Annotated in this window: 27 protein-coding genes; 15 read left to right on the top strand and 12 right to left on the bottom strand. The window is 50.7% G+C overall.

Going from position 1 to position 26,379, the window contains the following annotated elements; all coding sequences use genetic code 11:
* Positions 1-36: 36 nt before the first annotated feature.
* The 7 genes from purH (at position 37) to LFE_RS07250 (ending at position 6,615) form a co-directional block, all read left to right on the top strand.
* Positions 37-1,614 (top strand): bifunctional phosphoribosylaminoimidazolecarboxamide formyltransferase/IMP cyclohydrolase, encoded by a 1,578-nt coding sequence (gene purH, locus LFE_RS07280; RefSeq protein WP_014449579.1) that lies wholly within the window; start codon positions 37-39, stop codon positions 1,612-1,614.
* 88 nt (positions 1,615-1,702) lie between these two features.
* The gene (gene purD / locus LFE_RS07275) at positions 1,703-3,004 is read left to right on the top strand and encodes a phosphoribosylamine--glycine ligase (protein WP_014449578.1); all 1,302 of its coding nucleotides are present in this window, start codon (positions 1,703-1,705) and stop codon (positions 3,002-3,004) included.
* Entirely contained in the window at positions 3,001-3,672 is a 672-nt protein-coding gene (locus LFE_RS07270; protein WP_014449577.1) for an L-threonylcarbamoyladenylate synthase, read from the top strand. Before purD ends, LFE_RS07270 begins: the two co-directional genes overlap by 4 nt.
* 143 nt (positions 3,673-3,815) lie before the next feature.
* Complete coding sequence (locus LFE_RS07265; protein ID WP_014449576.1) at positions 3,816-4,286, top strand: peptidoglycan-binding domain-containing protein; 471 nt, start codon at positions 3,816-3,818, stop codon at positions 4,284-4,286.
* A gap of 63 nt (positions 4,287-4,349) precedes the next feature.
* Positions 4,350-4,922, top strand: a complete 573-nt coding sequence (rsmD, locus tag LFE_RS07260; protein ID WP_050989504.1) for a 16S rRNA (guanine(966)-N(2))-methyltransferase RsmD — start codon at positions 4,350-4,352, stop codon at positions 4,920-4,922.
* On the top strand, positions 4,922-5,413 hold the full coding sequence (coaD, locus tag LFE_RS07255) for a pantetheine-phosphate adenylyltransferase (RefSeq protein ID WP_041774897.1): 492 nt from the start codon (positions 4,922-4,924) through the stop codon (positions 5,411-5,413). Before rsmD ends, coaD begins: the two co-directional genes overlap by 1 nt.
* A complete protein-coding gene (locus LFE_RS07250; protein WP_014449573.1) occupies positions 5,410-6,615 on the top strand; it encodes a pyridoxal phosphate-dependent aminotransferase in 1,206 nt (401 codons plus the stop codon). Before coaD ends, LFE_RS07250 begins: the two co-directional genes overlap by 4 nt.
* Positions 6,616-6,798: 183 nt before the next feature.
* On the opposite strand, the gene LFE_RS07245 is transcribed toward LFE_RS07250, so the two are convergent.
* Positions 6,799-7,122 carry a hypothetical protein gene (locus tag LFE_RS07245; RefSeq protein ID WP_014449572.1) on the bottom strand — a complete coding sequence of 108 codons (324 nt, stop codon included), beginning with the start codon at positions 7,120-7,122 and terminating at the stop codon, positions 6,799-6,801.
* A 132-nt stretch (positions 7,123-7,254) separates the two neighbouring features.
* Complete coding sequence (locus LFE_RS07240) at positions 7,255-7,620, bottom strand: hypothetical protein (RefSeq protein ID WP_014449571.1); 366 nt, start codon at positions 7,618-7,620, stop codon at positions 7,255-7,257.
* Between the two features lie 336 nt (positions 7,621-7,956).
* Between LFE_RS07240 and LFE_RS07235 the strand changes: the two genes are divergently transcribed.
* The gene (locus LFE_RS07235) at positions 7,957-8,277 is read left to right on the top strand and encodes an FmdB family zinc ribbon protein (RefSeq protein ID WP_014449570.1); all 321 of its coding nucleotides are present in this window, start codon (positions 7,957-7,959) and stop codon (positions 8,275-8,277) included.
* A 25-nt stretch (positions 8,278-8,302) separates the two neighbouring features.
* Here the strand turns inward: LFE_RS07235 and LFE_RS07230 are convergent, their stop codons facing one another.
* The 4 genes from LFE_RS07230 to mtnA are packed head-to-tail and all read right to left on the bottom strand — an operon-like array spanning position 8,303 to position 12,867.
* Positions 8,303-8,998, bottom strand: coding sequence for an ABC transporter ATP-binding protein (locus tag LFE_RS07230; RefSeq protein ID WP_014449569.1), 696 nt, complete (start codon positions 8,996-8,998; stop codon positions 8,303-8,305).
* Positions 8,995-10,230: a lipoprotein-releasing ABC transporter permease subunit gene (locus LFE_RS07225; protein WP_014449568.1), complete on the bottom strand. Its 1,236-nt coding sequence runs from the start codon at positions 10,228-10,230 to the stop codon at positions 8,995-8,997. Before LFE_RS07225 ends, LFE_RS07230 begins: the two co-directional genes overlap by 4 nt.
* Positions 10,230-11,762, bottom strand: a complete 1,533-nt coding sequence (lysS, locus tag LFE_RS07220) for a lysine--tRNA ligase (RefSeq protein ID WP_014449567.1) — start codon at positions 11,760-11,762, stop codon at positions 10,230-10,232. The genes LFE_RS07225 and lysS overlap by 1 nt, the downstream gene beginning before the upstream one ends.
* Before the next feature lie 34 nt (positions 11,763-11,796).
* Positions 11,797-12,867 (bottom strand): S-methyl-5-thioribose-1-phosphate isomerase, encoded by a 1,071-nt coding sequence (gene mtnA, locus LFE_RS07215; protein WP_014449566.1) that lies wholly within the window; start codon positions 12,865-12,867, stop codon positions 11,797-11,799.
* Positions 12,868-13,614: 747 nt separating this feature from the next.
* On the opposite strand from mtnA, the gene LFE_RS07205 reads away from it, so the two are divergent.
* Both LFE_RS07205 and LFE_RS07200 read left to right on the top strand, forming a co-directional pair.
* A complete protein-coding gene (locus LFE_RS07205; RefSeq protein ID WP_014449565.1) occupies positions 13,615-15,099 on the top strand; it encodes a sugar transferase in 1,485 nt (494 codons plus the stop codon).
* Positions 15,100-15,921: a hypothetical protein gene (locus LFE_RS07200; RefSeq protein WP_014449564.1), complete on the top strand. Its 822-nt coding sequence runs from the start codon at positions 15,100-15,102 to the stop codon at positions 15,919-15,921.
* A gap of 117 nt (positions 15,922-16,038) precedes the next feature.
* On the opposite strand, the gene LFE_RS07195 is transcribed toward LFE_RS07200, so the two are convergent.
* Positions 16,039-16,287 carry a hypothetical protein gene (locus tag LFE_RS07195; RefSeq protein WP_014449563.1) on the bottom strand — a complete coding sequence of 83 codons (249 nt, stop codon included), beginning with the start codon at positions 16,285-16,287 and terminating at the stop codon, positions 16,039-16,041.
* Positions 16,288-16,512: 225 nt separating this feature from the next.
* Here LFE_RS07195 and LFE_RS07190 point away from each other — a divergent pair, with 225 nt between their 5' ends.
* Positions 16,513-17,505, top strand: a complete 993-nt coding sequence (locus LFE_RS07190) for a cation diffusion facilitator family transporter (RefSeq protein ID WP_041774194.1) — start codon at positions 16,513-16,515, stop codon at positions 17,503-17,505.
* A 198-nt stretch (positions 17,506-17,703) separates the two neighbouring features.
* On the opposite strand, the gene LFE_RS07180 is transcribed toward LFE_RS07190, so the two are convergent.
* Entirely contained in the window at positions 17,704-18,366 is a 663-nt protein-coding gene (locus LFE_RS07180; RefSeq protein ID WP_014449561.1) for a hypothetical protein, read from the bottom strand.
* A 71-nt stretch (positions 18,367-18,437) separates the two neighbouring features.
* A complete protein-coding gene (locus tag LFE_RS07175; RefSeq protein WP_014449560.1) occupies positions 18,438-19,922 on the bottom strand; it encodes a B12-binding domain-containing radical SAM protein in 1,485 nt (494 codons plus the stop codon).
* 87 nt (positions 19,923-20,009) lie between these two features.
* Here LFE_RS07175 and LFE_RS07170 point away from each other — a divergent pair, with 87 nt between their 5' ends.
* Complete coding sequence (locus LFE_RS07170; protein ID WP_148272583.1) at positions 20,010-20,360, top strand: hypothetical protein; 351 nt, start codon at positions 20,010-20,012, stop codon at positions 20,358-20,360.
* On the opposite strand, the gene LFE_RS07165 is transcribed toward LFE_RS07170, so the two are convergent.
* From LFE_RS07165 to LFE_RS07155, 3 genes are all read right to left on the bottom strand, one after another.
* Positions 20,341-20,841 carry a DUF3368 domain-containing protein gene (locus LFE_RS07165; protein WP_014449558.1) on the bottom strand — a complete coding sequence of 167 codons (501 nt, stop codon included), beginning with the start codon at positions 20,839-20,841 and terminating at the stop codon, positions 20,341-20,343. The genes LFE_RS07170 and LFE_RS07165 overlap by 20 nt on opposite strands.
* Complete coding sequence (locus LFE_RS07160) at positions 20,822-21,889, bottom strand: helix-turn-helix domain-containing protein (protein WP_014449557.1); 1,068 nt, start codon at positions 21,887-21,889, stop codon at positions 20,822-20,824. The genes LFE_RS07165 and LFE_RS07160 overlap by 20 nt, the downstream gene beginning before the upstream one ends.
* 738 nt (positions 21,890-22,627) lie before the next feature.
* On the bottom strand, positions 22,628-22,933 hold the full coding sequence (locus LFE_RS07155; protein WP_014449556.1) for a 2Fe-2S iron-sulfur cluster-binding protein: 306 nt from the start codon (positions 22,931-22,933) through the stop codon (positions 22,628-22,630).
* Positions 22,934-23,441: 508 nt separating this feature from the next.
* Between LFE_RS07155 and LFE_RS07145 the strand changes: the two genes are divergently transcribed.
* The 3 genes from LFE_RS07145 (at position 23,442) to LFE_RS07130 (ending at position 26,335) form a co-directional block, all read left to right on the top strand.
* Complete coding sequence (locus tag LFE_RS07145; protein WP_014449555.1) at positions 23,442-24,791, top strand: IS1380-like element ISLefe1 family transposase; 1,350 nt, start codon at positions 23,442-23,444, stop codon at positions 24,789-24,791.
* A 318-nt stretch (positions 24,792-25,109) separates the two neighbouring features.
* Entirely contained in the window at positions 25,110-25,232 is a 123-nt protein-coding gene (locus LFE_RS14540) for a hypothetical protein (protein ID WP_269763937.1), read from the top strand.
* A gap of 575 nt (positions 25,233-25,807) precedes the next feature.
* The gene (locus LFE_RS07130; RefSeq protein WP_014449553.1) at positions 25,808-26,335 is read left to right on the top strand and encodes a tetratricopeptide repeat protein; all 528 of its coding nucleotides are present in this window, start codon (positions 25,808-25,810) and stop codon (positions 26,333-26,335) included.
* Positions 26,336-26,379 lie beyond the last annotated feature (44 nt).

Here is a 26,379-nt window from a genome sequence, read left to right as displayed (position 1 = left end):
TCCACACATTAGCCATCCTGAAGGAGTCAACGACCGATGCAGACAAAAAGCTGGAATCATAAACGGGCACTGATCAGTGTTTCTGACAAGACGGGGATTGTGCCTTTTGCGAAAGGTCTCAAGAATCTCGGCATGGAAATTCTCTCCACGGGGGGCACCGCCAAACACCTTCGGGAAAATGGCGTAGAGGTCACCGACGTCTCTTCTGTCACAAACTTTCCGGAGATGATGGATGGCCGGGTCAAGACGCTTCATCCGGCTATTCATGGGGGGCTTCTTGGACTCCGGAACAATCCCGAGCATATGTCCGCCATGGAAAAACATCAGATTCGCCCAATCGATATGGTCGTCGTCAATCTTTACCCATTTGCGAAGACGATTTTAAAGCCAGGTGTCACACCAGAGGAAGCGATTGAACAAATCGATATCGGCGGCCCGTCAATGATCCGTTCTGCTTCCAAAAATCATGAGTCGGTCCTGGTTCTGACCGATCCGTCCGATTATGAAATGATCCTCCCGCTTCTTGAGAAAGGACCGGAAATCGGGATGGATATTCGACGGAATCTCGCCAGGAAGGCCTTTGCCACCACCGGGGAATATGACCGGAGAATTGCGCTGTATTTTGAAGGGCTGCTTTCTGGAGAGGAGACTCAAACCTCCGAGTCGCAGCTTCAGGAGACACTTTCCCTGTCCCTTACGAAGATCCAGTCTCTGCGCTATGGGGAAAACCCCCATCAGGCCGCGGCTCTTTATGCTCCGGCCGGGGAAAGGACCGGTTTTGCCAATGCTTCCAAACTTCATGGAAAAGAGCTTTCCTACAACAATTTTCTGGATGCTCAGGCGGCGTGGTCTCTCGTTTCGGAGTTTTCTGATCCGTCGGTCGTGATCGTCAAGCATAATAATCCCTGCGGTGTTTCTCTCGGAAAGACTCTTTTATCAGCTTATATCCAGGCCAGGGATACCGATCCGGTCTCTTCTTTCGGAGGTGTTGTCGCCACCAATCGTCCGGTCGATCAGGAAACGGCCCAGGAGATGTCAAAGATTTTCCTTGAAGTGGTGATCGCTCCCGGATTTAGCAAGGACGCTCTGGACATTCTGATGAAGAAGAAGGATATCCGCCTTCTTGTCCTGAAAATGGAATCCTCTTCGAAACGGGGACTGGATCTTCGAAACATCGATGGAGCCTTCCTGGTCCAGACGCCGGATACCCTGGTGGCTCCACCCCTTTCCGATCTAAAGTTTGAGGGGGATATCAAGCCGACCGATGCACAGGTGGCCGATGCCCTTTTTGCCTTTGCTGTCGGAAAGCATGTGAAGTCCAATGCGATTATCCTGGTGAAGGACCGCATGACCATCGGGATTGGAGCAGGACAGATGAGTCGTGTCGATTCGGTCCGTCTTTCGGGAATGAAGGCGACTCGAAGCACTCAGGGAACCATTCTGGCCTCCGATGCCTTTTTTCCGTTCAGAGACGGTATCGATGAGGCTGCCAAACTGGGGGTCGCCGGAATCATCCAGCCGGGCGGCTCCATCAGAGACGCCGAGGTTTTCCAGGCGGTGAAAGATCACGGCATGTTCATGATTCTGACCGGGATGCGCCACTTCCGCCATTGATTCATTCTGATTCGGCCATATAAAGGGCTCCTGTCGGCCATCTTTCAAGATGGCCAGGGGGCCCATTTTCAAGAAGGTGAAACACACTATGTCAAAAAGATCCCCAAAAAAGTTTATTGTTGTCGGGCAGGGGGGACGGGAACATGCCTTGTCCCATGTCCTTTCCCTTTCTTCCGGGGCGGATGTTCTTGTTTCTCCGGGAAATCCGGGTATGGACGATGGTCGTCTTGGTTTTCTTCCGTCCTTCCCCGACGATCCGAAAGAGGCATCCGAGCGGATCGCTGCCGAAAAGCCGGATGTGGTCATCATTGGTCCTGAAAAGCCTTTGGTCGCGGGACTCGCGGACTGTCTGAAGTCAAGATCGATTCCTGTTGTGGGACCGACTTCAGAGGCGGCACGTATTGAGGGGTCGAAACTGTTTGCCAAGGAGATCATGAAGCAGTCCGGAATCCCGACCGCCGAGTTTTCGGAGGTGACGACGGTTGAAGAGATCCGGACTCTGGTCAGAAAGTGGGGATATCCCCTTGTCCTGAAAGAGGATGGACTGGCCCAGGGGAAGGGTGTCTGGGTCATGAAAAATCCAGATGATCTCGATGAGGTTCTGGATCGCTATTTTGACCGGGAAGGCAAAAAGCAGAATGTCGGCAGGATCTATGCTGAAAAGGGGCTATCGGGTCCAGAGGTCTCCTATATTGTCATGACAGACGGGGAACGCTTTCTGCCTTTTCCAACGGCCAGAGACTTTAAACGCGTCGGAGACGGGGACACCGGCCCGAACACCGGTGGAATGGGGGCGCTGACCCCCGTCCCGGGATGGACATCCCAGGATGATGAGTCTGCCCGCATGGTGATTGAACGGTGCCTATGGGGTCTTAAAAAAAACGGGACTCCCTTTATGGGTTTCCTCTATGCCGGTCTGATGAAAACAGCATCAGGGATTATGGTTCTCGAGTTCAATGCCAGATTCGGCGATCCGGAGGCTCAGGTGCTTCTTCCCCAGGTAGGGGAAGGGTTTGCCGATCTGATGGAGGGTCTCGCCAGGGGATCCTTGCCCACTAGCCATCCATTTAAGGGAAAGCCAACGGTAGGGGTCGTTCTGGCCTCTCCCGGATACCCGGAAAAACCGGTGACCGGCGGTCGTATCATCGGGATTGATAAAGTCCGGAAGCTGGAATCGGTGAGTGTCTATTCCGCAGGAATATCCCTTGCTCCCGGCGGAGGTAAAACGGATCTTGTCTCCTCAGGCGGAAGGGTTCTGACGGTTTCGGCGGAAGGGGACTCTCTCCAAGCTGCCCGGGCCCTGGCCTATTCGGCCCTTGAACTCCTTCATCTTCCCGGAGGCCACTACCGTTCGGATATTGCCCTTTCCGAAAGCAATGAACCTTTGTGAGTGTTGCCGTTTATCCCTCTCTATCGGAGCGCTCCGGATGGTGGTCCATCCGGGAGGCACTCCGGAGGGGGGAGGTTCTGGCTGTCCCGCTGGAGGACTCATGGTGTCTTGCCGAGTCTCCAATGGACCTCCCGTTCAATCCATCCGGGAGCGGGATCGATCCACAGGAAGGCTTTTTTCTTTCCAATGTTCACCGGATCAAACGAAGGCCGTCTCAAAAACCTTTTCTCTATATGGTCGGGAGCCTGTCGGCCATTCTTCCATTCGCAGTTCTCCCTCATTCTCCCTGGTGCAAGGTTTGGGTGGACTCCTGGCCGGCATTTATAACGTTGGTCCTTCCGGCCAAACATCTGGCAGTTTCTCTGGGGATGAGCCGAAACGGAGGCGTGGCATTCCGGATTCCCCGGGATCCGGTCCTTCGATCTTTTCTCTCTTATCTGAAAACTCCCATTACCGGAACAAGTCTCAATATTTCCGGATCTCCTCCGCTTGTCTCCATGGAGGAAATCCGGTCGCTTTTTCCCGATCTCGGAGGGATCGTCTCTTCAGAGGAGAAAAACGCCAGCAGGATCTCTCCCATTCTTGACCTGTCGAAGGGGAGCCCTCGTGTCATACGTCCGGCAGGAGGGATGGGGCCAATCTGTGATTTGCGTTACAGAAAGGTGTGACGAAATCCCGATATTCAAAGCGAATTTTTCTTGACTACTCTCCATGGTGTTGATAGGATAACTACCGGTTCCCCGCAATAAAGCGGGAATAACCGGGGATCGAGTGATCCATGATGAGGTTTTCTCAGGAGGTAAGTCTGAACATGAAGAAATTCGGCCGTTTTTTTGGAGCCAAAACCGGAATAGCTTTTACCGCCGCCATTTCAGGTATGGCCATTTTTGCCTTGTCCTTTCAGAGCATGACCGTCGGAACCCCCGCCTTTGCCGATCCGGCTGCCGCTCCGATGGCTCCTGTCCAGGGTATGGCTGGTGATGTCAAGTCAGCAGCAGGCGCCGATGTGAAGGCAACCAAAAAAGAGGTGAAAAAGACTTCCGGAAAGGTTGTCAAAAGCGGCAAGAAAATGGGTCGCCACATGGTCAAGGCTGGAAAGCGCAAAGCTTCCGCCTACATGATGAAAGTGCAGAAAGCCCTTATCGCCAAGGGTGCCAAAATCAAGGCCGATGGTTTCTTTGGGCCAGCCAGCCGGAAAGCTCTTATGGATTACCAGAAGGTCCACAAGATGAATGTAACCGGTCGCGTGGATGCAGCAACCAAAAAAGCACTTGGACTTTAATAACGTCCATCCCGAATTTAGGGAAAAGGGAGTCCCTCAGGGGACTCCCTTTTTTTGTGGCACATGATCCGGATTCAGTCAGGTATTTTGAAGGGGATGTCCCTTCCTTTTGTCCCGGACCCGAAGACCAGGCCAACGACACAGAAGGTCCGAGAAGCTCTCTTGAACAGCCTTGGCGATGCTGTTTCCATGGGATCTTTTGCGGATCTTTTTGCCGGTTCAGGGGCTGTGGGGATTGAAGCGGCATCGAGAGGCGCCCGGGAAGTTCTCCTCGTTGAAAAAGACCGGAAGGTTGCATTGCCTCTCGAACAGTTTCTAAAGACCGATCGAAGAATACAAAAAGCAGGAATACGGCTGATCCGGGAAGATGTTCTTTCGTTTCTGGAAAAATATGAAGGTGATCCCTTCGATATTGTTTTCCTCGACCCTCCTTACGAATATCCCGACTGGGAGAAACTATTGAGGTGTCTTGCCTCAAGTGGTATAGTCCAAAAAAAGGGATCCATCATCGTTCTGGAATATTTTCATCGCGACGATCCTTCTGGAGTGGTCCGGGAAATCTTTCCAGACCATCAGACCAAGGTCACATCTTATGGAGAGAGCCGTATCTTGTTTGCCCGTAATGTGAATCCGTGATACGCCGAGCGGTTTATCCCGGTACATTTGATCCTGTGACGTACGGTCATCTTGACATGCTTACGCGAGGGCTTTCCGTTTTCGACGAAATCATTATCGCTGTTGCGGAAAATCTGAGAAAATCTCCCCTTTTTTCATTGGAAGAACGCATCAAGCTTCTCCAGTCCGTTGTTCCTGCTCCCCCCCCTGTGATCAGAGTGGAAGGATTTTCGACCATGCTGGTCGACTTCGTTCGCTCAAAGGATGCCTGCGCCATTCTCCGGGGTGTCAGAGCCGTTGCGGATTTTGATTTTGAGCTGAGAATGGCTTTGGTGAACCAGACCTTTGCGAAAGAAATCGAGACGGTCTTTTTAATGCCAAGCGAGAAATATATTTTTATTACATCGACAATGATCCGCGAAGTGGCGGAACTGGGTGGGGATCTCTCTTTTTTCGTTCCACCGGCAGTAGAAAAAGCGCTTTTTGACAAGTTTTCCGGAGAAAATAAATGAACCATTCGTACCATCTGGCCGATCGCCTGTCCAATCTCAAACCCTCCCCAACCTTAAAACTTGCCTCGCGGGCAAGGGAAATGAAGGCCAATGGGATTGATGTCCGTGACTTTACGGGGGGCGAGCCGGATTTCGATACACCCGAACCCATCAAGGATGCTGCCATTGCCGCTCTGAAGTCCGGGTTTACCAAGTATACGGCTGTCGGAGGGATTCCAGAGCTCAAATCGGCGATCATTGAAAAGTTTGAACGCGATCAGGGGATTGTGTACAAACCATCCGAGATCGTTGTCTCGAGCGGGGCCAAGCATTCTCTCTTCCAGATCTTCCAGGCGCTGGTCAACCCGGGCGATCATGTCCTTCTTCCGACTCCGGCCTGGGTGTCCTACCCCGATCAGATCCTCTTGAATGGCGGGGTGGTCATCGGTGTCCCATGCCTTCCTTCCGACGGCTTCCGGTTGAGGCCGCAAGCTCTTCTCGAAGCGATCACTCCCCGATCCAGGGTGCTGGTCCTGAACTCCCCCAATAACCCTTCCGGGGCCATCATTCCGAAAGAGGATCTCCTCCGGATCGCCGAAATTGTGAAAAAGCACAATCTGATTGTGATCTCTGATGAGATTTATGAAAAAATCGTTTTTGACGGTCAGGAGACCTCATCGATCGCTTCTCTCGTTCCGGAAATCAGAGACAGGACCGTCATTGTCAACGGCGTTTCGAAGACCTATGCCATGACCGGCTGGAGAATCGGTTATGCTGCCGGCCCCGCTCCAATTATCGAAGCGGTTGAGACCATCCAGAGCCAGACCGCTTCAAACCCCACCTCGATTGCCCAGAAAGCGGCGGTGGTGGCGATCAGAAGCGGAGAGATCTACTTCAAGCCAATGCTCGCAGAATACACGAGAAGACGCGCCATGCTCCTGGAAAGCCTGAACGCAATCGACGGAATTAGAATGAGCCCTCCAGACGGGGCTTTTTATGCGTTTCCGGATGTTTCTGGCCTACTGGGCAAACGTTTTGGGGACATGGAGATCCGAACCGTCACCGACCTGTCCGAATTTTTCCTGGCGGAAGCAAGGGTGGCTCTTGTTCCAGGTTCGGCTTTTGGAAGCGATCACCATATGAGAATGTCTTTTGCGACGAGTCCTGAAAATCTCGAGGAAGGAGTGCGACGGCTGAAAGAAGCCTGTGCGCTTCTGACCTGATTTCTGAAGACATTCCGAGGCAATTGTTTTTTCCGAAGAAAGCCCGGTCGGGTGAAGAATCATCCCGACCGGGCTTTCTTTTTCTGAAGACAAACCTCCGTAATGAACCCCCTCTCAACCCTCTGTATTCAGGGAGCCCCGGAACATTGAGTGAACTCAATGGATTCAAGTTGCGAACAGGCCCTAGTGGAGTGATTCGGCCTGACAGTACCAGCCATCTCCCTTGACATTATTGATGGCATTGATTAAATCCGCTTCTTTTGGGCCATCTGACGCTTCTGCGATGCTTACTTTGTCCTGGCTGCTATTGAACGAAATGTTTCCAACGCCATGAAGCTTCCTCAGAGCATGTTTCACATCGTCAAGATAAACCCCGCAATACTGACCACCCAGTTTGAGCGTGATGTCCTTCTGAGCGCCAAAGGCCATTTGGGGAAGAGACAGCAACCCTAGAGACATCAACAGGACCGTCGCCGTTTTTTTGCGAGCACCACTGATCCATCCCATATCCACCTCCGAATTCTTCTTCTTTAACATGGGTGGAGATCCGCCCTTTTTTTGAAATCATCAGATATTCCGGATCTCCCCCCCCGATATCCTTATTCTCATCTGGGGGGCATATCGGCCCCCCTCCACTTCTTAACGGGTGCAATGATGAGGCGAACCGGGCAATTCCTCGAAAATCTCTTTCAAAATCCTGAGGCTTATCGCTTTTTCCGTCTCTTTATCCCTTGCATTTAAAGGAAAAGGGATCCCTTCATAAGGTTGGGAGCTCAACAGTTCTTCAAACCCTTCTTTCATGGCTGCCCAAATCTCTCCCCTCAATCCCTCTTCCACACCGACCTCGTGGATCAGGTTATCGGCAGCACAGCCAAAATAAACAAGCAAATCCTGTTTCCATTCCGCGATTCCGTCAATCGTTGGATCCGGAACCGCAATGACAGGAGCTCTTGCCCCGGCCATCCTCGCCATTTGTAAAACCTCGTTTTTCGCCACGGTAATCATGACGTTCTCCTTTATCCTGATGGATCTTCAAAAATTCTTTAATAGCCTGACTCTCCAGAGGAAACAGCCTCCAGGCCGGAAGAACTGTTCCCAGAAGTTTTATCCAGTGGTTCCACGATGCCACTTATTTGCTATTTATCAAGACTGATGGGTTATTTTTTTAATTATTTTTAAAATCTATCTATTGTAAAATACCTTTTGGGAGGGAAAGTGAGGCAAGAGATCAGGGGACTATTGCTGATAGCCCTATATGTTCGCTATCCTTAAGGAGAAAATAAAAAGAAGGAGGCTGTCCTTCTGTTATAAACGCTTTTGGATATTTTTATGGAGGTTTTGATGCCTATTTACGAGTATCATTGTGACAAGTGCAATACGACGATTGAGCGAATCCAGAAGTTTTCCGATCCTATCCAGACGGTCTGTGAAGTTTGCGGAGGACCTGTGAAAAAATTGATGGGGAAACCGGCACTTCAGTTCAAGGGGACAGGCTTCTACATAACCGATTATGCCCGAAAAGGCATGACCGATGCCGGATCCTCGGAGTCTTCGTCTTCTTCCGAAGGATCCGAAAAGAAAACCGCAACCGAAAGCTCCCCGACGCCATCAGCTCCTTCCTCGACAGCTCCCTCGAGCGGTTCGGACACAAAAACAGCCTGATACAGGGGCTTTCAGGGTTTTTTTCTTATCCCCCGGAGATCCGGCCATCTTCCATGATGATTATGCGGTCCGCGCGTTCAGCAAGGGCTTCATTATGGGTCGCCATGATCAGGGTGATACCCTGTTCATGGTTGACCGTTCTCAAGAGATCAAAGACTTCAAAACTTGTATGGGTGTCGAGATTCCCGGTCGGTTCATCCGCGAGGAGAATGGACGGGTTCATGACCAGGGCCCTTGCGATGGCTACCCTCTGCTGTTCACCTCCCGAGAGTTCCGATGGCTTGTGGGAGAGTCTTCCTGAGAGACCGACCCGGTCCAAAAGCTCCCGGGCTCTGTTTTCGATAACGCCGACTTCTTCCATGAGGGATTTTCCTGCAATCCACGATGGCATCAGGACATTTTCAAGAGCGGTAAACTCCGGAAGAAGATGGTGGAACTGAAAGACAAAGCCGATATGCCGGTTTCTGAAGGAGGCGAGGTCGTATTCGGACAACTCCGAAACATCCCTGTCTCCATGGATGACCCGGCCCATGGTGGGGCGATCAATGGTGCCAACCAGATGAAGAAGCGTACTTTTTCCGGCACCTGATGCTCCGGTGAGTGCGACAAAAACTCCGGCAGGAAGATCAATATTGATCTCCTTTAAAACAGGGAGTTCTTTTTTCCCCATCATGTACGATTTTGAGAGGTTTTCACACCTGATCCGGTATCCTCGGCTCATTCGTACCGTATCGCCTGAATGGGATCAAGCCTTGAGGCCCTGATCGATGGGTACAGTGTTGCCGCAAAGCTCACGCCGATGGCGGCAACAGAGACGGAAAGGATATCGCTCATCCGGATGATCACCGGAATATGGCTGACAAAGTAAACATCGTTCGGCAGCCGATAGAAATGTTCAAGAAAAAAGCAGATCAGATATCCCAGGGGGAGACCGACCAAGGTTCCGACCCCTCCTATCATGAGTCCATCGATCATGAAAATATGCATGATCTGCCTTTGTGTGGCGCCCATTGCTTTCATGATGGCGATTTCTTTTCCCTTGTCCATGACCGTCATGGTCAGTGTGCTCACAATATTGAAAGAGGCCACCAGAACGATGAGAACGAGGATGATGAACATTACGGTTTTTTCGAGAAGAAGCGCCGAGAACAGGTTCTTGTTCATCTGTAGCCAGGACCTTGGCCAGTAGGGGAATCCCAGCGATTTTGAAAGAGTCTTTGCGATCGGGGAGGCATTCATGATCTTGTTGACCCGTATTTCAAGACCCGAGACATCACCGGGTGGAATCGCAAGAAATCCTCTGGCCTCATCGATGGAGAGAAGGGCCAGTGTGTTGTCATATTCATAGAGACCGCTTTTAAAGATGCCAACGAGGACGAAATGTCGAATTTTGGGGATCATGCCAAAGGCTGAAGGGGTTCCTGTGGGGCTGATGACATCGACCGGGTCGCCTGGGGTCAGGTTCAGGTGATCCGCCAGATCCTTTCCAAGTATGATTCCGGGGAGTTTGGCTTTTCCGTTGGTGGTCAGGAGATCCCGAAGATGGCCGGAAATCATATATCTTGAAAGACTCGTGACTTTTTTCTCTCCTTCAGGATCAATGCCCCTGATGACCGTTCCCGAGACGGTTCCGTCGGAAGAAAGCATCGCCTGTCCCAGAATGAACGGTGAGACAGCGACAACGCCTTTGGTTTTGGAAATCTGTTCCTGAATCATCTCTGGATGTGCCATGGGAACCCCCCGGCCATCCGTCAGGATAATATGGGAATTGATCCCCAGGATCTTGGATCGCAGCTTGTGCTGAAAGCCTGTCATCACGGCAAGGGTTGCCATAAGAGCGGCAACGCCCACGGTCACCCCTGAAATGGAGATGAATGTCTGGAAGGAGAGTCCGCTCTGCTTTCGCTGGGATTTGAGATAGCGAAGCGCAACCGTCCATTCAAAACGGGCCATCAGCCCTCCGGCTTCATTTGCGGAAAGAGGAGGACATCCCGGATGGAGGTTTGTTCGGTGAGAAGCATGACAAGACGATCGATTCCGATGCCTTCGCCGGCGGTGGGGGGGAGCCCGATCTCAAGCGCCCGGATGTAGTCCAGATCCGGGGGGGGAGCCTCCAGGTCGCCAGCCTGTCGCGATTCCATCTGGGCCTCAAAGCGCGCGAGCTGATCGTCGGGATCGTTTAACTCCATGAATCCATTGGCAATTTCGATTCCTCCGATGAAAAGCTCGAATCGGTCGGTAATCTCAGGGTTGTCCTTTGAAGAGCGAGCCAGCGGGGATATCGCTTTCGGATAACCCGTGACGAAGGTTGGCTGAATCAGTCCCTTTTCAATCGTTTCTTCAAACAGGGCATTCTGAAGGTCTGCAAAATAGGGTTTCCCGGCTCTTTTGGGGGGGATAGGGATTTTTGCACCCTTCAGGCATTCGATGAGTTTTGTCTCATCGAACAGATCCTGTTCGGAAAGGGCGAAATGATCCTTGAGGGAGCCAAGATAGGAGATCCTCCGGTACGGTCCCATGAGTTCGATTTCGTGTTCACCAAACTGGACTGTCGTTTTCTGACGGATCTTCTGGCAAAGCTCCGGGATCAGAGCTTCGGTCAATGCCATCAACTCTTCGGGGGAGTGATAGGCCATATAGAATTCCATCATGGTGAACTCGGGATTGTGTCTCGGACTGAATCCTTCATTCCTGAAGTTTCGATTGATTTCGTAGACTTTTGTAAATCCTCCGACCACCAGTCGCTTGAGGTAGAGCTCCGGGGCGATGCGGAGATAGAGGTCCGTTCCAAGAGAGTTATGATGGGTGACGAACGGGCGTGCGAGCGCTCCGCCCGGAGACGGATGCATCATGGGTGTTTCCACTTCAAGAAAACCCCGATCATCCATGAATCTTCGGATCAGGGACAGAATCCGGGATCTGTCTTCAAAAACCTGACGGGCGGGAAGATTGACGATCAGGTCTATGTAACGTTGCCGGTAACGGGTTTCAATATCCGATAGACCATGCCATTTTTCAGGAAGGGGATGGACCGATTTGCCAAGGAACCAGAGGCTGGAGGCTTCAAGGGTGGGCTCTCCCGTCTTGGTTTTGAAAAAAGTCCCCTCGATACCCAGATGGTCTCCCATATCCAGGGTATCGTTAAAAATGTCGAAAACCCCTTCGGGAAGGCGATCCTTTTTGACGTAGATCTGAAAACGGTCTCCATTATCCTGAAGAGTCGCAAAAAAGGCTTTTCCGAAGCGCCTTAGAAGAACGACTCTTCCTGCAATCCGGCTTTTGATCGGGGATTCAGGCAAATGGTCCTTGTCTTGTCCTTCCTTCGTCCATGGCAATAGTTTCCTTTTCAGATCCCGGATGGATTCCCGATCCGGAAAAGCCATCCCGTAAGGATCGATTCCGTTTGAGAGGAGGATCTGTCTTTTTTCCCGGCGAACGCGTTCCTGTTCAGGGAGTTCTGCGTGATCTTGGTTCGTTGTGTTCACCTGATTTTCACCTGTCTGGTTCGTTTGGGATATTTTAGAATGTCTTCTGGATTGAAGGGATTTGATGAATCAGGTCCTGAGGTTTGAAAACGCCGCGCTCCGTGATGATTCTGGTGATGAGCCCGGCAGGGGTGACATCGAAGGCGGGATTGTAGACATCCACACCGATCGGTGCCACACGATTACCATGACCGATGGTCGTCACCTCTTCCGATGAGCGTTCCTCAATGGGAATCAGATTGCCTGTTTCCATGACAAAATCGATTGTTGAAAAGGGGGCCGCGACATAAAAGGGAATCTTGTGATAATGGGCGAGTACCGCCAGGGCGTAGGTTCCGATCTTATTGGCAACGTCCCCGTTTCGGGTAATTCTGTCGGCACCGACAATGACCGCTGAAATCTTGCCCTTCGCCATCAGGGAGGCGGACATTCCGTCGGTGATCAGTGTCGTGGGGATGTTATCGGCCATGAGTTCATATGCGGTCAAGCGGGCCCCCTGAAGATAGGGCCTTGTTTCATCGGCGAAGACATGAATTTTTTTTCCGGCCTCGACTGCCGCTCGGATGACTCCGAGTGCTGTTCCGTAGCCTCCTGTTGCCAAGGCACCGGCATTGCAGTGAGTCAAGACCGATCCCGATTCCGGAAAAAGCTCCTGGCCAAACTTTCCCATGGACCGATTCTGGGAAATGTCTTCCTCGTGGACAGATCGCGCCTCGTCGTAAAGAACCCGTGTGATCTCAAGCGGTGTCAAGCCTTTTGCGTAAAGGTCCGACCAGAGAGTTCTCATCCGGTCGATCGCCCAAAAAAGATTGACAGCGGTCGGACGGGTTTTTCCGAGGGTTCTTGAAACCTTTTCCATCCAGTCGGGATAGGCGCCATCGATCTTTTCCCGGGTAAACTCGTAAGATCCGATGGCAATTCCATAAGCCGCGGCGATTCCGATTGCCGGTGCTCCCCGGACAACCATTTCGCGAATGGAATTGGCAACATCATGATGATCGGTCGAAGTAACGGTCACCGTTTCAAGGGGCAAACGCCTCTGGTCGATCAGATGGAGGGACGGTGGTCCGTTTTTGGGAGTGTCGAAGACGATTGCATTTACCATGGGTCTGTATTGTAACGATGGATCAGACGAGAATCAAGAAAAAGGGAAAAGCGGAAAGGGGATGGAGGTTCCTTTCTTTAGATTTGCAGCTCCTTACGGCACGACGTGGAGAAAAGATTCCATGTGAGAATATCCTTATCAAATTGCTTATGATTGCTGTCGATAACAACTCCTAATGGTTCTAATGTTTTCTTGCAATTTATGATTTGCCACAAGTACAATCCGTTATGTGGCTATAACCTGATCTTTTATCGTTGGAATGGTCTTCCCCAAAACTGAAATCAGGTCTTGGTCCTTCCTTTTTGTTTTATAGAATCGGGAAGTTTTTTCCAGATTTCTCCAGAAAGCACCTGTTGAAATGCTCGACAATGGTGTTTTTCTTCATAACCTGTTCGACCAATCTTCGTTCGCTCATGTATCCTGAATCGAAAATTGGCAATAAGAGAAAGCTTCAGTCTCCCCCTTTGAGGGAGAATCGGCTCCGTCCTTTTTTATTTAAAGAAAGTTCGTTCATTGCTCACAGGCTTGATATTTCCTCCTTCTTTTTTTTCACTTCAACTTCTTCTTTTGATTATAAGCCAGCTTTTTTCCTGTTGCTTTATAACTTGTCTAAAATTTGAGGGTACCGTCTTCAAACAAGGACAAAACTCACTGAATTCTCTTTTCAACGGGTGCATTATATGGCAAAAGTGCTGATCTTCGGATGTAAAAGGGGAAGCGTATCTTTTTAAATGGAGTGAAAGAGTTGTGAGGCTCATAAACGGTTGGCTGTTCGTTCTCTGTCTTATGGTCGCTGATTTGTCGGCCTTCTATTTGTCATTGACAGTCTCCTATTTTTCAAAAGTTCTCTTTTTGGGTCCTCTTTTCGGTGTTGTGGAACCGCATGCTCTTCTGTATTTCCTCTCCTTGTGGTGGATGCCACTTGTGCTGGTTGTGGTCTTTTCCTTTGAAGGACTTTATGGGCGAAGACTTCCTTTTTGGTCCGAGACCCAGAAAGTGACAAAGTCCATTTTCCTTTCTTTCCTGATGCTTTTTACCATCATTTCCCTCGACAAGCTATCGGGAAGTACCTCCCGTCTCATTTTTCTGGAAACAGGGTTTTTCTGCGTTTTTCTCATTCCTTTAGTCCGTCATTTGATCAAACCCCTTCTCCATAGATGGGGTCTGGGGACGCTTGATGTGGTTCTGGTGGGTGGGGAAGAAGGCGTTCGGCTGGTTTCTCTGGGTCTGACGAGAGACCACTACATGGGAATAAGACCGATGGCCTGGATCTGTGCCCCTGCCGGGCTTCCTGTCGAGGAAATCTCCTGCCGTCCCGGGCGATCGAAGGAAGGCAATTTTCTTTCGGAAAAAAAGCCTCCAACCCTTATGTGCCTCGGAAGCTGGGAAGACTGGAGAAGAGGGAATATCCCCCTGGCAGTCCGGGGTGCCGTGGTTGCGGCACCCTCTCTTCACGCCAGGGAGGTAACAGGGATAGCCAATGAGCTCCATCGCGACTTTCGCGATGTCTATATTGTCCCCAATGTCTCCCAGGTCAACCTTGTCAGTAGTGAGCTGATTTTCCTGTTCTATGAGGAAATCTTCCTTCTGGGCATTCGAAACAGCCTTCACTCCCGCTTAAACCGAAACATCAAATCTGTTGTCGATTGGATATTTGCATTTTTTCTTTTTCTCATTTTCTTCATTCCAGCCCTTCTGATTGCCTTGTTGATCCGGGTCTCCTCTCCCGGTTCTGTGATCTTTACACAAAAGCGATATGGCTATCAGGGTAGAACCTTTTCGATCCTGAAATTTCGGACGATGTACAAGGGGGCTCACGAATCGCTTGAAGAGATGTTGTCCAAAAATGTGGAGATCAATACTGAATATCAAAGGAATCATAAACTGAAACACGACCCGCGTGTGACCCCGATCGGGCGATGGTTAAGGGCGACAAGCCTTGATGAGCTTCCCCAGCTCATCAATGTGCTGAAAAGGGAAATGAGCCTTGTTGGTCCTCGCCCCGCTTTTGAAAAAGAGGTCTTCGAACACTATGGGGATCAGGCGAGCGAGTATATGCTTGTGCGACCGGGAATAACGGGGCTCTGGCAGGTTACCGGCAGGAATGATCGTCCTTTCGATGTCCGGGTCAGGCTTGATCTCTGGTACATCCGCAACTGGTCTCTCTGGCTTGATATCATGATCCTGTTCAGGACCATCGGGGTTGTATTGCTCAAAAAAGGATCATACTGATTGCTGTTCCGGAGCGATTTGAGATCCCTTTTTGGGGGTGGTTCATTTTCCCGATTCTCATTTCGAAATGGTCTCGTTCTTTTTGGGATTCTCTGTTTTGTTTCAGGGGAACTTCAGGGGAATGCCAGTGGGCAGACACTTGAGTTTGACGGAGGAGAAACGGTTTTTTCCCAAAATAGCCAATATTATTTTGCCGAAGCCGGTGATTTTCTGAATATTGGAGGGTTGGAGGAAAAGAAAAGCTCGTCGGATCATCCTGAAGTGGGAACTGCCTCAACGGATCTTCCCACACTCCATCTTTTTGTGGTCGCCTCCTACTTTGCCTACGAAACCCCCGGAACATCCACGATGATTGAAAACTCCTACAATGGAATCACTCCGGCTTTGGGAGTGAGGATTCCTTTTCAAAACGGATTTTGGGAAGGGGATCTTGGAATTGCCCTGGCAGAGGCCTATCAGACGTCGACTCCAATCATTTCCCTGATTGGACTGTATGCCCAGACCGAGTATTACAGGACATTCGGACCGGGAGCCCTGGATATTTTTGCCAACTATACCGGTTATATCCAATATATTTATGTCCAGAGCCGATACCTGACTCCCGTATGGGAGGCGAAGAAAAAATCGGTCTCGCTTTATCTTGGACCTGAACTGATAGGACAGGGGAACAACTCCTACAATGCAGGGCAGGGAGGAGTGGCCCTTGGAGTTTCTTTTCCCGCCATCCATTCTTACCTCACCTTTGATGGTGGTCTTCTAAGGTCTTCCGTTTCGTCGGGGTGGGGTGGTTATCAGGGGTTTTCCTGGTATTGGTCTTTCTGAACATCAACTCATTGTCCGGGAAATCAAGAAGACGTCCTTCTGCGCTTGGCAAGCGTTTCGGAAAGCCAGTCTCCAAGAGCAGTCAACAGAGCAGTGGTTGAGAATCCAGTCACAACTTCATTCTGCCACCCCGAAAAGATGTTCCATTTCACTTTCCCCCATGCGATCAAAATCATCCGGGACGCTGACCTGCCCTGACATAAAGCCAAGATGACTCATTTGCCCGGATTCGGGTGCATCAAGGCGGACGACTTTCACCGATGGTTTTCCGGATTGTGCTGTGATGGAGTGCTCAGTATTGACCGCTTGGGCAATGCAGAGCAGTGAGAGACAGGTTTTGTCTTCGTGGATGTTCACGTCTTTCATCATGTCTCCTTTCAGATTCACTTTAAAGGAATGCGTCTAATATCACTATAGAAATCCTCAACCAAAAATATCCCGATTTCCTTTATACTTTTGGTAGATATCTGAGGCTTTTATTTTCCTCCTTGGATTGCAATATACTATCCATGGGTATAGTATCTATTTATGAGAAGATCCACCGTTTTGCACCTGAAAAATATTCAAAAGATCTGAAGGGACAGAAAATTGATGAAAAGCCCCGCTGAACTGATTTCTGCCGGACTTTCCTATTTCGGTTTTGATGGCTTATCAGAAGAGCATGATGCTCACAACCATACCTCTTCGCATTCCCACACACATGGCCATCTCGACACCACCATCACGGCGACACAGGAAGGGATCCGGGCCGTCAAGTGGTCCTTTCTCATCCTTTTGATCACAGCCGGGTTGCAGTTCGGAATCGTCTTGTATTCGGGTAGCATCGCGCTGGCATCGGACATGATCCATAATATTGCCGATGCCACGACCGCCTTTCCCTTGTGGGTTGCATTCAGGTTGGCCCGCTTGAAGCCCAACGCCCGCTTCCATTATGGTTTTGGACGTGTGGAGGATCTGGCTGGGGTTGTCATTGTGCTCATTATCCTTTTGAGCGCCTCACTTGCCGCTTATGAGGCGATCTGGCGACTCGTTCATCCCAGGATCCTTAGCCATCTGGGCTGGATTGTGGTTGCAGGAATGGCAGGATTTTTAGGAAATGAAATGGTGGCTATTTTTCGCATTCGCATCGGGCGAAAAATCAAAAGCGCCGCATTGATCGCCGATGGGTTTCATGCGAGAACGGACGCCATCACAAGCCTCGCTGTGGTGGGGGGAGCCATTGGAGTCTGGATGGGATTCCCTCTTGCCGATCCAATCGTGGGTTTTTTGATATCGATTGCCATTTTCGGGATCGTCTGGCAATCGGCCATGGCTGTTTTCAGAAGGATGCTCGATGGCAGTGAGCCAGCCATTCAGGATGAGGTCAGCCATGCAGCAGCTCATGTCCAGGGAATCTTCTCCCTAAAAGGCATTCGCGCCCGCTGGGTTGGTCACAGGATTTGTCTTGAGGTCGATGCGATCGTTGACGGAAGTTCTTCTGTTTCTGATGCCAACAAATGCGCGACGGCCCTTGAGGAGGAGATCAGGGAACATCTTCCCGCCACGCTCTTTGTTCATGTCCGTATTTGTCCGGATCAAGAGTGATTAATGCATATCCAGAAGCTCTTTTTCCTTCATCGTTGTCTCAGAGGGCATGGATCCCCATGAGTGTTTGGAGAAAGAGGGGGCATTCTTTTTTCCGAGGCATGGATTGATGCGGGAAGCCCATTTCCATAAGGATTCTCCGTAAAAAAGCAGAGGACACCCCTGCCTCTTTACGGAGAATGGGTCTTGTCTCAATCTTCAGGCGACAAAAGAAGCTGGAAGAGCTGGCTTGAATCCGGCATTCTCAAGAATCAAAAGGGTTCTTTCCCGAACCGTTTCCCAAAGATCCTCTTTTTTGAGCCCCAAAACGCCCCAATAGTCTTCAAATCGAATCGGGAGTGCCGCTTCGGTCAGAAGATAGATCTGTTCGAAGATGTCAAGGACTCGTTTCAGCTGTTCTTCCTTCTCGAGATCCGAGCAACCGGCAAGAAATTCATTCCATTCGACAACCCCGAATGATGTCTGTCTCTTTTCATCAATAATGGGGATCCTGAGGGATTCCTGGATAATGGGATCGGCATGTTTTGAAACCCTTTCAACGATCGCGATTCCAATTCCTTCAATTCCCAGCTGAAGCCCGGCAAGAAATCCGAACCAGTCCTGATTGGAAAACCATTCCTTGATTTCACGCCGCTTTTCAAGTGTCAACACCGGCGTGAACGGCATATGAAGCTTTTCAAGCGTCCGGTCCTGAATGCTGAAATGGATGACCTCTTCATTGATCTGGTCCATCAGCTCTTTCCGACCTTTTGCAGAAGGGGCGAATGGGAGTCTGTCGGTGCACAGTTCCAGTGCCAGAAGATCGATATCGGCGTATACCCGAAGAAGCGTTCCTGAAGCCATTCTTGTTTTCTCATCCATCTTTATTCTCCTTCGAAGTTTGAATACAGATCCGACGGCCGAGAAAAAGGGATTTTCTGGCAGTCGGGGGATCACCGGTCCCGATAGACCCGGTCTTTAAAGACTCCGTAGCGAAGAAGATGCCACAGAGGCTTTTTGTAGCCGACAAACCGGATAAGTTTTTGGGTAATCGGGCGAAGCGGCGCCACAACCCCTGGAAGGATCCAGTTGCCCCTTTTGGCTGCGAATTGTTCGAGGTAGGGAAGCAGAAATGTTTTGACGGAAGGGTCTATATAAAAGACAGGTGCCAAAAAGTCTTTCGCTTCCTTGACGTGGCCGGTTTCGAGGGCCCAGTCCCCCATTGGGGTTCGGGGATAAAGCCTGACTCCGGCCATGACAACCACGGCCATCGGCTTGGTCTCATCAATGGTTCTGCAGGTATTTTTCACCGTTTCTGGCGTTTCTCCGGGACCTCCAAAAATCAGGCTGTGGCAGAGGGCAATACCTGCCTTCCGGCAATGTTCCGAGACATCGAGGATCTGGTCTCTGGAAAATCCTTTTCCCAGAGCCACGAGAGTCGACTTGTCAGCGGAATCGCTGCCGACTTCAAGTCCATCACATCCCGCTGCCGCCATTTTCTGGAGAATAGGAAGCGTCAATCCGGATGGAGAGGCATAGGCGGACCATCTGATCCTGAGTTTTCTTCGAATCAGTGCGTCAGCAATCCCCTCGGCGTGGGAGGTGGGAATATTGAAGACACTGTCGACAAAGAAAAATGAACGGATATGGTCCCGTTCAACGATTTCCTGAATTTCATCAGCGACACTTTCCGGATCCCGGAGCCTGTGGGTTGATCCCTCAAGAACAGGGTAGGTGCAGTAGCGGCAATGAAAGACGCATCCCCTTTTGGTCTGTATGTTGGCCATTCCTCCGACACGGCCATATCGTCTGATCTGGAAAAGATCCCGGGCCGGTATCATCCGGCTCCATGTCGAGCCGTCAAAAGAATATTTCTTTTGCGATCGGGAGATGCCCCCTTTGAAGGATTGTTCGGAAAATGCGAGGGGAAGGGGAATCTGCTCTGCCCCAAAGACTCCGGGGATATCGAGAGGTGAGAGACCTTCCTCCAATGCCCAAAGAAGGGCTGGAAAGGCATCTTCTCCTTCTCCCTCGACCCCGTAATCAACACCCAGTGCGTCAAGCATCATCCTTGGCATCAGGCTGAATGCCGACCCACCGGCAATCAGCCAGGGCCGCCCTGATGGCGTTTTGATTTTTCGAGAAAGAGCTGCGGCATCCTTTGCCGTTTGAACAAGAGTCTGATAATCGGGAAGGTAGAAGCGGGTTAGGGGATAGGCAGCGTTGTCCAGATTCCGAAAGGAAAAGGCGATGACTTCAGGAGATTCTTCTGCAACCACCCGGGCGATGTCTTGAACGGGAGATTTTGAAAAAGCCAGATCCAGTACCCTGATTTCATGGCCTTGCCGACGCACGGCCTCTGCAACATAGGCGAGACCAAGAGGAAAAACCGGATCCGGGAATGGTTCCCTGTTTGCTGAAATCAGAAGAAGTTTCAAATGGACCCTCCCTCACCGGAAAACGGGAGCGTTCTACTTAGAGAATGAAGGGCAATGGTTGAATCCGGGATTGGGAGACTTTTGTACGTGGATAAGAAGTCTCTATACCTTACTCCATTTGAAGGATCCGTCAAGGGGAGTTGTTTTTATATTGAGCAAAGCTCAGAATTTTCAGAAACTGAAAAAGAACAATTGATAAAATTACGCAGTAAAGTACTGGCTGTTGGCTCCGGAGACATGCGCGTCCTGAATCGCCGAATACAGATTATCGAACAGCTTTGTGGCCTGCTCGGTTGTTTAGGGGTAGGGCTCTGGTCGTTCGGAATTTCGGTCTGGTTCTTGGCCTTCGTAGATCTCGGGGTCAGCTTGTCGTGGGCTTCAAGTGTCTTTGCCATTGCTTTTGTTCTCTCCCTTATCGCTATTGCACTTGATGCGTAGTTTCCAACTCAGCCAACATTTCTTCTGCCACATTCCAAGGTAGCCTTCGACCATGGGCACGCATGATTTGATACGCGTTGCGGGCGACATGCACCGTAATCTTGCCGGATTGCACCATTTTATTAACCAACCACAGTGTTCCGCGTACTTCGACATTTTCAGATTCAGCCGCCGCTTTCAGATTCTTGTCTTTTGTAAGCAGAGGGCATTGCTCGCTTGCAGCCAGAACCAGAGCAAATAGATCATTGCGGCCTGGTCGTGGATACTTTGTGGCGAATTCGCTAACGCGAGCGACCATTGCCTCATCGAGCTCCTTTGGCTGGAGCCCCATATCAAGCAGATGGGCGTGCTGCCCATCCAACTCCTCATAAAAGAGAATGTCAGGCACTGCAAATTGATATTCGAGCCTGAACATGGGCGCAATGAGACCGCCAATCTCAATATCAATCAGAATGTTCGCATCACTGATGAGTAGCAGCATTACTGCCTTCCAGAGATCGGATTGTCTGGAAGGTTGTGAGCGACATTTTCATCAACTCAGCTGCCTTTGATTCGCCGATGTAGTCTTCACCGAGAGCATGAAAAACTAGTTGCTCGAAGACGTGTGCTTCCTCTGGCGGATAGGGCTTGCCTGGCTCTGTTAGATGCCACCCTTTTATGCGAAACATTTTCGCCTGATCATCACGCCATGCCGTAGAAACGATACCCAAGTCGCGAGCGCGGTAAAGAATGGCAGACATACTAAGCCCAAATTCTTCCTTGAGCAGAGCTAATTCCTTTGGCTCAATGTAGTTGCGATGAGCTCCAAGTTCTTGTGTGACCGATTGACGCGGAATGAGAAATGCACCGGCAAATCGGTTGCATGCAATTTCCTCATTGATGCCATCTGCCAGTCGATCGCCGAGCATTAGATGCCCAAGTTCATGGGCAAGAGTGAAGCGCTGGCGGTCACCCGGCCAGTTGCTGCCAACAACAATGACTGGCATATGATTGACGGAAGCAGCCAGACCATTGAATTTTGGATCGGCATTGACCTCGATCATGAATACGCGAATGCCATGCGTTTCCAAAACGTCGATTAGGTCAGGGATAGGGTCATAACCGAGATCCCATGCCTTTCGGACGGCTTCTGCAGCATCTTCAATTTGCGCGATGTCGCTAACCAATTCAGGCAAACCTTGAACAAGCGCAAACGGAAGAACCGGTGGCGACGGGAATAGATTTTCAAGCTCAATCCGCCGCTCGATCTGATCGATTACTTCGTGCGCAATCGCTTCAAGCCGCTTCTTCGGCAGAGAGCTGCGCTTGCGATACTCGATTCGATCGAGTGCAACCGTTTCCGGACGGAAGAAATATTCTGTGCGTACGTTGAGTGCGCGTGCGAGTTTCAGTAGGGTTATTGACCGGGGGGTTGCCAGCTCATCTTCATATTTCTTGATGGCGGCATGTGTGAGTCCCACTCGGGCCCCTAGATCACGCAGCGACAGACCTGCTGCTTTTCGTGCTCGGTACAACCGTTGACCAATCATGGCAGCTCCTCCTTTGGCAGTCTACAACTGTAGATAATGCACTATGTTTTGTAAACCATAGTCTAGGCCCCAAAACTAAAATTGATTTTTGAAACAATCCCTGAAAGGAGGGTGAAGGAGAGGAATCCTGATCTCAAAAATAAGGATTCCTCTCCTTATACTTTCTTTTTGCTTCGAGATGGATTGAACGTTCCATAACTCCCGTTTTTTCAATCCTAAGGCCGCATTTTTACGCAGATCCACCTTGATGTTCTTGCGGTTGCTTGAAAAATGAAGAGAAGATCCGGGTGGATTTGTTCAGGAGACTCCTTCCCGGAGAAAAAGACCAAAATTTCTTTTCCGGAGAGCCTGAAAGAGGGAGAGAATATCTGGAGACACCTTCAACAGGATGTCCAAATCATGGCGAACCACTTTTCCGGCAACATACTAGAGATTCCAACGTGTTTTCTGGGTCTGGGTATGGCCGAACTTTTGCTCTGTAGACATCGATACCTGCTATTTATCCAGAAAAGATAAGAAGGTATCTTGATTTTAAATCGATTTTATCTCCACTCAATTAGAGTTCTTATGATTTTCAGTGAGGTTGGCTGTGGGATAAGTCGACAAATAATTGAGAATCAACTGGTTTTGGAAGGTGAATTCTGAGGAAAACCTTTTCTGATGCCCCGCTGAGGGGATAACCGCTCAGCGGGGAAGACAGTGAAGAGTTTGAAGATATTCTCTGGAGTGGTGATTCGGTCAGTAGCCGGAGGAGAATCCTAAGAGTTCGACGGTCACATTTTCCGCTCCGAGCTTAGCCTGGCAGGCGAGACGGGATTTGGATCCCACACCGACGACCGCATCGAGTCGTTCATTTTCGAGACGTTCCGTTTTGGATAGGGTCTTTCGTCCTTCGTTGACAAAAATATGGCACGTTCCGCAGGATGCCTTTCCGTCACATTTGTGGCCGATGTTTTCTCCGGCCTCGACGAGGATGTCGAGAATTCTTGTTCCGCTTTCTGCTTCTTTGGTTTTTCCCGATGGCATGATGGTGACGATTGGCATTTCTGTTTCTCCTTTTAAAGTGTTTGTCTGATCCTATCCCTGAGGGATAGGGCAGTTCCAAGACGCCGTTGTCTTTCCGGATTTTGAGCAAAATGAGAGTTGGGCCAAGGCGTGGGAATGGAAGCGCACATGGTCGGATGTTATGGCGTTCTTTGTGACTGCGTCGTCTTTTTGAAGTTGGGGGAGGTACCCGGCCGTCGAAGGTGAGGGTGGAAACCCTTCAGGTCTCGGCAGGTATTTGAGATGGTTGAAAAGATGGGGACTTCTTCGTCCCATTTTTGAATTGGAACAAAAGCCAGGAGACAAACTTCCTGACCTGAACAACATCCAGTCTAAAGATAACGAATTCCCTTCTGTTTCGTCAATTCCTCACCGCTTCCCAAGAACCGCGATTGAAAGAGAAAAAGTGAGGAAAAAAACAAGAAACCCCTTGTCGTTTCTGGTAAAATGGATGTTGTCAAAGACAACCATTTACCCACCCGAAGGGTGAAACGAAAGGGGCGACTTCATGGTACGACAAACCGTTCTTCCATTCAAACTCGAATCGACCGACGACACGATCACCTCTCAGGCGGGGCTGGTTCTGTTTGGGGAGTTTCTTCAGTCTCTCGGACTGAAGAAGAAGATTGACCGGGCCTTCGGGAAGCCCGGAAGCGGAGCGGGGTACAGAGCCTCGTCCTATGTGGTCCCCCTGTTGCTGATGCTGCAAGGCGGAGGACGGAGCCTTTGTGACCTTCGGATGATCGCCCGGGACAAGGGACTGTTGGGGCTTCTTGGTATCGGAGAGGTGCCGTCGACGGACGCGTTCGGCCGGTGGCTCCGGCGGATGGGGGCTTCCGACACCGGGTTGTCGGCACTGGAGTCGGTCATCGCCCGGGTTCTGTCGGTTCTGGGCAAGACACTTCGGAAGAGGTGGAAGAAGGCCGGCCTGTCTTGGGTCCGGGAGGTGACCCTCGACATCGATGCCAGCCAGATCGTGGCGGAAAAGGCCGAAGCCCTGTGGACCTACAAGGGGGAGAAGGGGTACATGCCTCTGGTGGGGCACGTGAAGGAACTCTCCGGGATGGTGATACACGAAGAATTTCGGGAGGGGAACGTCTCTCCGGGAGCGGACCATGTTCCGTTTCTGAAGGACTGCCTCCGGCGTCTTCCGGCAGGGATCCGGATCGCCCGGTTTCGGGCGGACAGCGCGTCGTACCAGGCCTCCGTCATCAATTTCTGCCAGGAGCGGGGAATCCGGTTCGTGATCGGAGCCGATCTGGATGTGGCGGTGCGGGAGGCGATCGGAAGGATCCCCGAGAGCGACTGGAGGCCCTATCAGGACGGTCATATCGCCGAGACGGTGCACACGATGAACAAAACCCACAACGCCTTCCGGCTCATCGTGGTGCGCCGGCGAGTGCAGACCCCTTTGCCGGGAATGGAGGAGGAAGGAGAAAAAGAGGCTTCTCCCGATGTCCGATACAAGGTCCTGGCCACCAGCCACAAGGAGATCCCCGAATGGGTCGTGGCCTGGTACAAGCAGCGGGGAGAGGATTCCGAGAACCGGATCAAGGAGCTGAAGATCGGGTTCGGGATGGAGCGGATGCCCAGTGGAGACACGAAAGCCAACGGGATCTTTTTCCGGATCGGAGTGCTGGCCTACAACCTCTTTCTCCTGTTCCGGGGACAGATTCTGGACGAGAGCTTCAAGCGGGCCCAGGTCCAGACGGTCCGATGGCAGATCTATCAGATGGCCGGGAAAGTGGTGCGTCATGCGGGCGTTCTCGTTCTCAAGGTGGCGGAGGATGTTCTGGCCCCCTTTCGGAGCTTTCGGGAGAGGTGCTGGCGGCTCTGGTGCCGGGAAGGAAGTCCGTAAGACTTCCCTCTTCGTCCACGCCTCCCTGAAAACGCACCCGACCGGATCGGAGGGGAACCTGCGTCCAAAAGAGAGGGGAAAACCCGGAAAAAGCCGAAAACGACCCCGGTTTTCCCTCTTCTGGCCATTAGATCGGGATGCGGTGGGGAATCCTTCCCTTCAAAAATGAAGGCTCCCTCTCTTTACCCCTCTTGCGAGGGCCGGTTTTAAAATCAATTTCGGTTTTTGGGCGCTTCTGAAGATGCGATGGCTCCGGAAGAAGGGAGTGTGTCCGGTCATAAAAAAAGACTTGACATATACTCTAGGGGAGTACATAATGTGGACGCTTTTGAGAGTGTCCGGATTATCATTGATGCAATGATCGTGATCCTCCCTCAAAAAAGCGGGTACGGGAATAGGGTTCCCGTATTTTTGTCATTCAACGCTGCCGGTGTCGGATGATTGTCTGGCAGTTTCGGGAAAAAAGAGCGACGGGCCGTTTTTTTTAAGAGATTTTTAAAACGGGTACCGCCCAAAAGTGAAGGAGTCATTGTGGACGAAGGTCCTAGTCCCATGCGGATGGAAAAGGGGGTGCAGCGACTGACTGATTGATGTCCGTTTTTCGATCGCTGTTCTGTTCTTCCTGTGTTTTTCCCTTTTTCGCCTCCTTTTCCTCCGCACATTTGATTCATCCATTCAACAACTTAAATGACGGAGAGTCTTGCCTTTTTTAGGCTCGGGCTGTTGATGCCCTTTTTGAGCCTTCAGAAAGCATCTCCGATGGAGGTAAACCATGCGAAAAATGGAAACTGTATTGGATCGACTGATCCACTGGTTCAGGAGGATTGTGAAGGATCTTCAGGATGTCCTTTCTGGCCCAGGAACCATGGGTCGGCTTGTGCCCTAGTCGGGTCAAAAAATAAAAAAAGAGGCCATGAAAGAATTACTTCCATGGGCTTAGGAATCAGAGGATCTCTCCCGGGAGTGTCCCGGGGGAGGTCCTTTCCAATGACAAAAAGAATGGCAGGAGTTGCGTGATGATTTTAAAAACAGTCTTTCATTTGAGAACAGGATTGTCTGTTTTTCTGTTGGCAGTGTTTCTTTCCGGATGTGCGGAAACGACTGAACCGGCTGTCAGAGCCTATATTCATGAGAAAAAAGCCTACGCTGAGATTCAGGGCGGCAAGCTTCAGCTGGCCAGCCTGGATCTGAGAAAAGCATTGAAAGACAATCCAGAAGAGCCTTCTATCCTGAACAATATGGCTCTTATTGCCTTTAAGGAAGGCCATACCCGGAAAGCGGTCGGTTTTCTGGAGCAGGCCCGGGCATTGAAACCGGGAAGCAACGATGAGCCCTATATCCTGAATGAAGCCCGAATTTTGATCGCCCATCATGAATATCAGAGAGGACTTTCACTCCTTTCACTGATCGAGCCCCGGCAGAAGTGGCCAAAGGGTTATCGGAAAATCATGGCGGAAGCTCTTCTTCATAATGGGGAGTCCTCCCATGCCCTGGCAATCCTCTTAAAGAAACACGATCTCTCAAATACGATCTCCCGGCAGTAATGGCTGCCTGACGATAAACGATTCTTGATTCCAAGGGGTCTTAA

The organism is Leptospirillum ferrooxidans C2-3, assembly GCF_000284315.1.
Classification (GTDB): domain Bacteria; phylum Nitrospirota; class Leptospirillia; order Leptospirillales; family Leptospirillaceae; genus Leptospirillum; species Leptospirillum ferrooxidans.
This window is presented reverse-complemented; position numbering and strand designations above follow the sequence as displayed.

What these genes read in the sequence shown, in the direction of transcription:
- LFE_RS07265 (WP_014449576.1), top strand. Translation starts at nt 3,816, where the DNA reads ATGAAGAAATTCGGCCGTTTTTTTGGAGCCAAAACCGGAATAGCTTTT.
- LFE_RS07225 (WP_014449568.1), bottom strand. Translation starts at nt 10,230, where the DNA reads ATGGCCCGTTTTGAATGGACGGTTGCGCTTCGCTATCTCAAATCCCAG.
- LFE_RS07130 (WP_014449553.1), top strand. Translation starts at nt 25,808, where the DNA reads ATGATTTTAAAAACAGTCTTTCATTTGAGAACAGGATTGTCTGTTTTT.
- LFE_RS07155 (WP_014449556.1), bottom strand. Translation starts at nt 22,933, where the DNA reads ATGCCAATCGTCACCATCATGCCATCGGGAAAAACCAAAGAAGCAGAA.
- LFE_RS07145 (WP_014449555.1), top strand. Translation starts at nt 23,442, where the DNA reads ATGGTACGACAAACCGTTCTTCCATTCAAACTCGAATCGACCGACGAC.
- rsmD (WP_050989504.1), top strand. Translation starts at nt 4,350, where the DNA reads ATGATCCGGATTCAGTCAGGTATTTTGAAGGGGATGTCCCTTCCTTTT.
- LFE_RS07245 (WP_014449572.1), bottom strand. Translation starts at nt 7,122, where the DNA reads ATGGGATGGATCAGTGGTGCTCGCAAAAAAACGGCGACGGTCCTGTTG.
- mtnA (WP_014449566.1), bottom strand. Translation starts at nt 12,867, where the DNA reads ATGGTAAATGCAATCGTCTTCGACACTCCCAAAAACGGACCACCGTCC.
- LFE_RS07250 (WP_014449573.1), top strand. Translation starts at nt 5,410, where the DNA reads ATGAACCATTCGTACCATCTGGCCGATCGCCTGTCCAATCTCAAACCC.
- LFE_RS07180 (WP_014449561.1), bottom strand. Translation starts at nt 18,366, where the DNA reads ATGGATGAGAAAACAAGAATGGCTTCAGGAACGCTTCTTCGGGTATAC.
- LFE_RS07230 (WP_014449569.1), bottom strand. Translation starts at nt 8,998, where the DNA reads ATGAGCCGAGGATACCGGATCAGGTGTGAAAACCTCTCAAAATCGTAC.
- LFE_RS07195 (WP_014449563.1), bottom strand. Translation starts at nt 16,287, where the DNA reads ATGAAAGACGTGAACATCCACGAAGACAAAACCTGTCTCTCACTGCTC.
- LFE_RS07240 (WP_014449571.1), bottom strand. Translation starts at nt 7,620, where the DNA reads ATGATTACCGTGGCGAAAAACGAGGTTTTACAAATGGCGAGGATGGCC.
- LFE_RS07160 (WP_014449557.1), bottom strand. Translation starts at nt 21,889, where the DNA reads ATGATTGGTCAACGGTTGTACCGAGCACGAAAAGCAGCAGGTCTGTCG.
- LFE_RS07165 (WP_014449558.1), bottom strand. Translation starts at nt 20,841, where the DNA reads ATGCTGCTACTCATCAGTGATGCGAACATTCTGATTGATATTGAGATT.
- purD (WP_014449578.1), top strand. Translation starts at nt 1,703, where the DNA reads ATGTCAAAAAGATCCCCAAAAAAGTTTATTGTTGTCGGGCAGGGGGGA.
- LFE_RS07190 (WP_041774194.1), top strand. Translation starts at nt 16,513, where the DNA reads ATGAAAAGCCCCGCTGAACTGATTTCTGCCGGACTTTCCTATTTCGGT.
- LFE_RS07235 (WP_014449570.1), top strand. Translation starts at nt 7,957, where the DNA reads ATGCCTATTTACGAGTATCATTGTGACAAGTGCAATACGACGATTGAG.
- purH (WP_014449579.1), top strand. Translation starts at nt 37, where the DNA reads ATGCAGACAAAAAGCTGGAATCATAAACGGGCACTGATCAGTGTTTCT.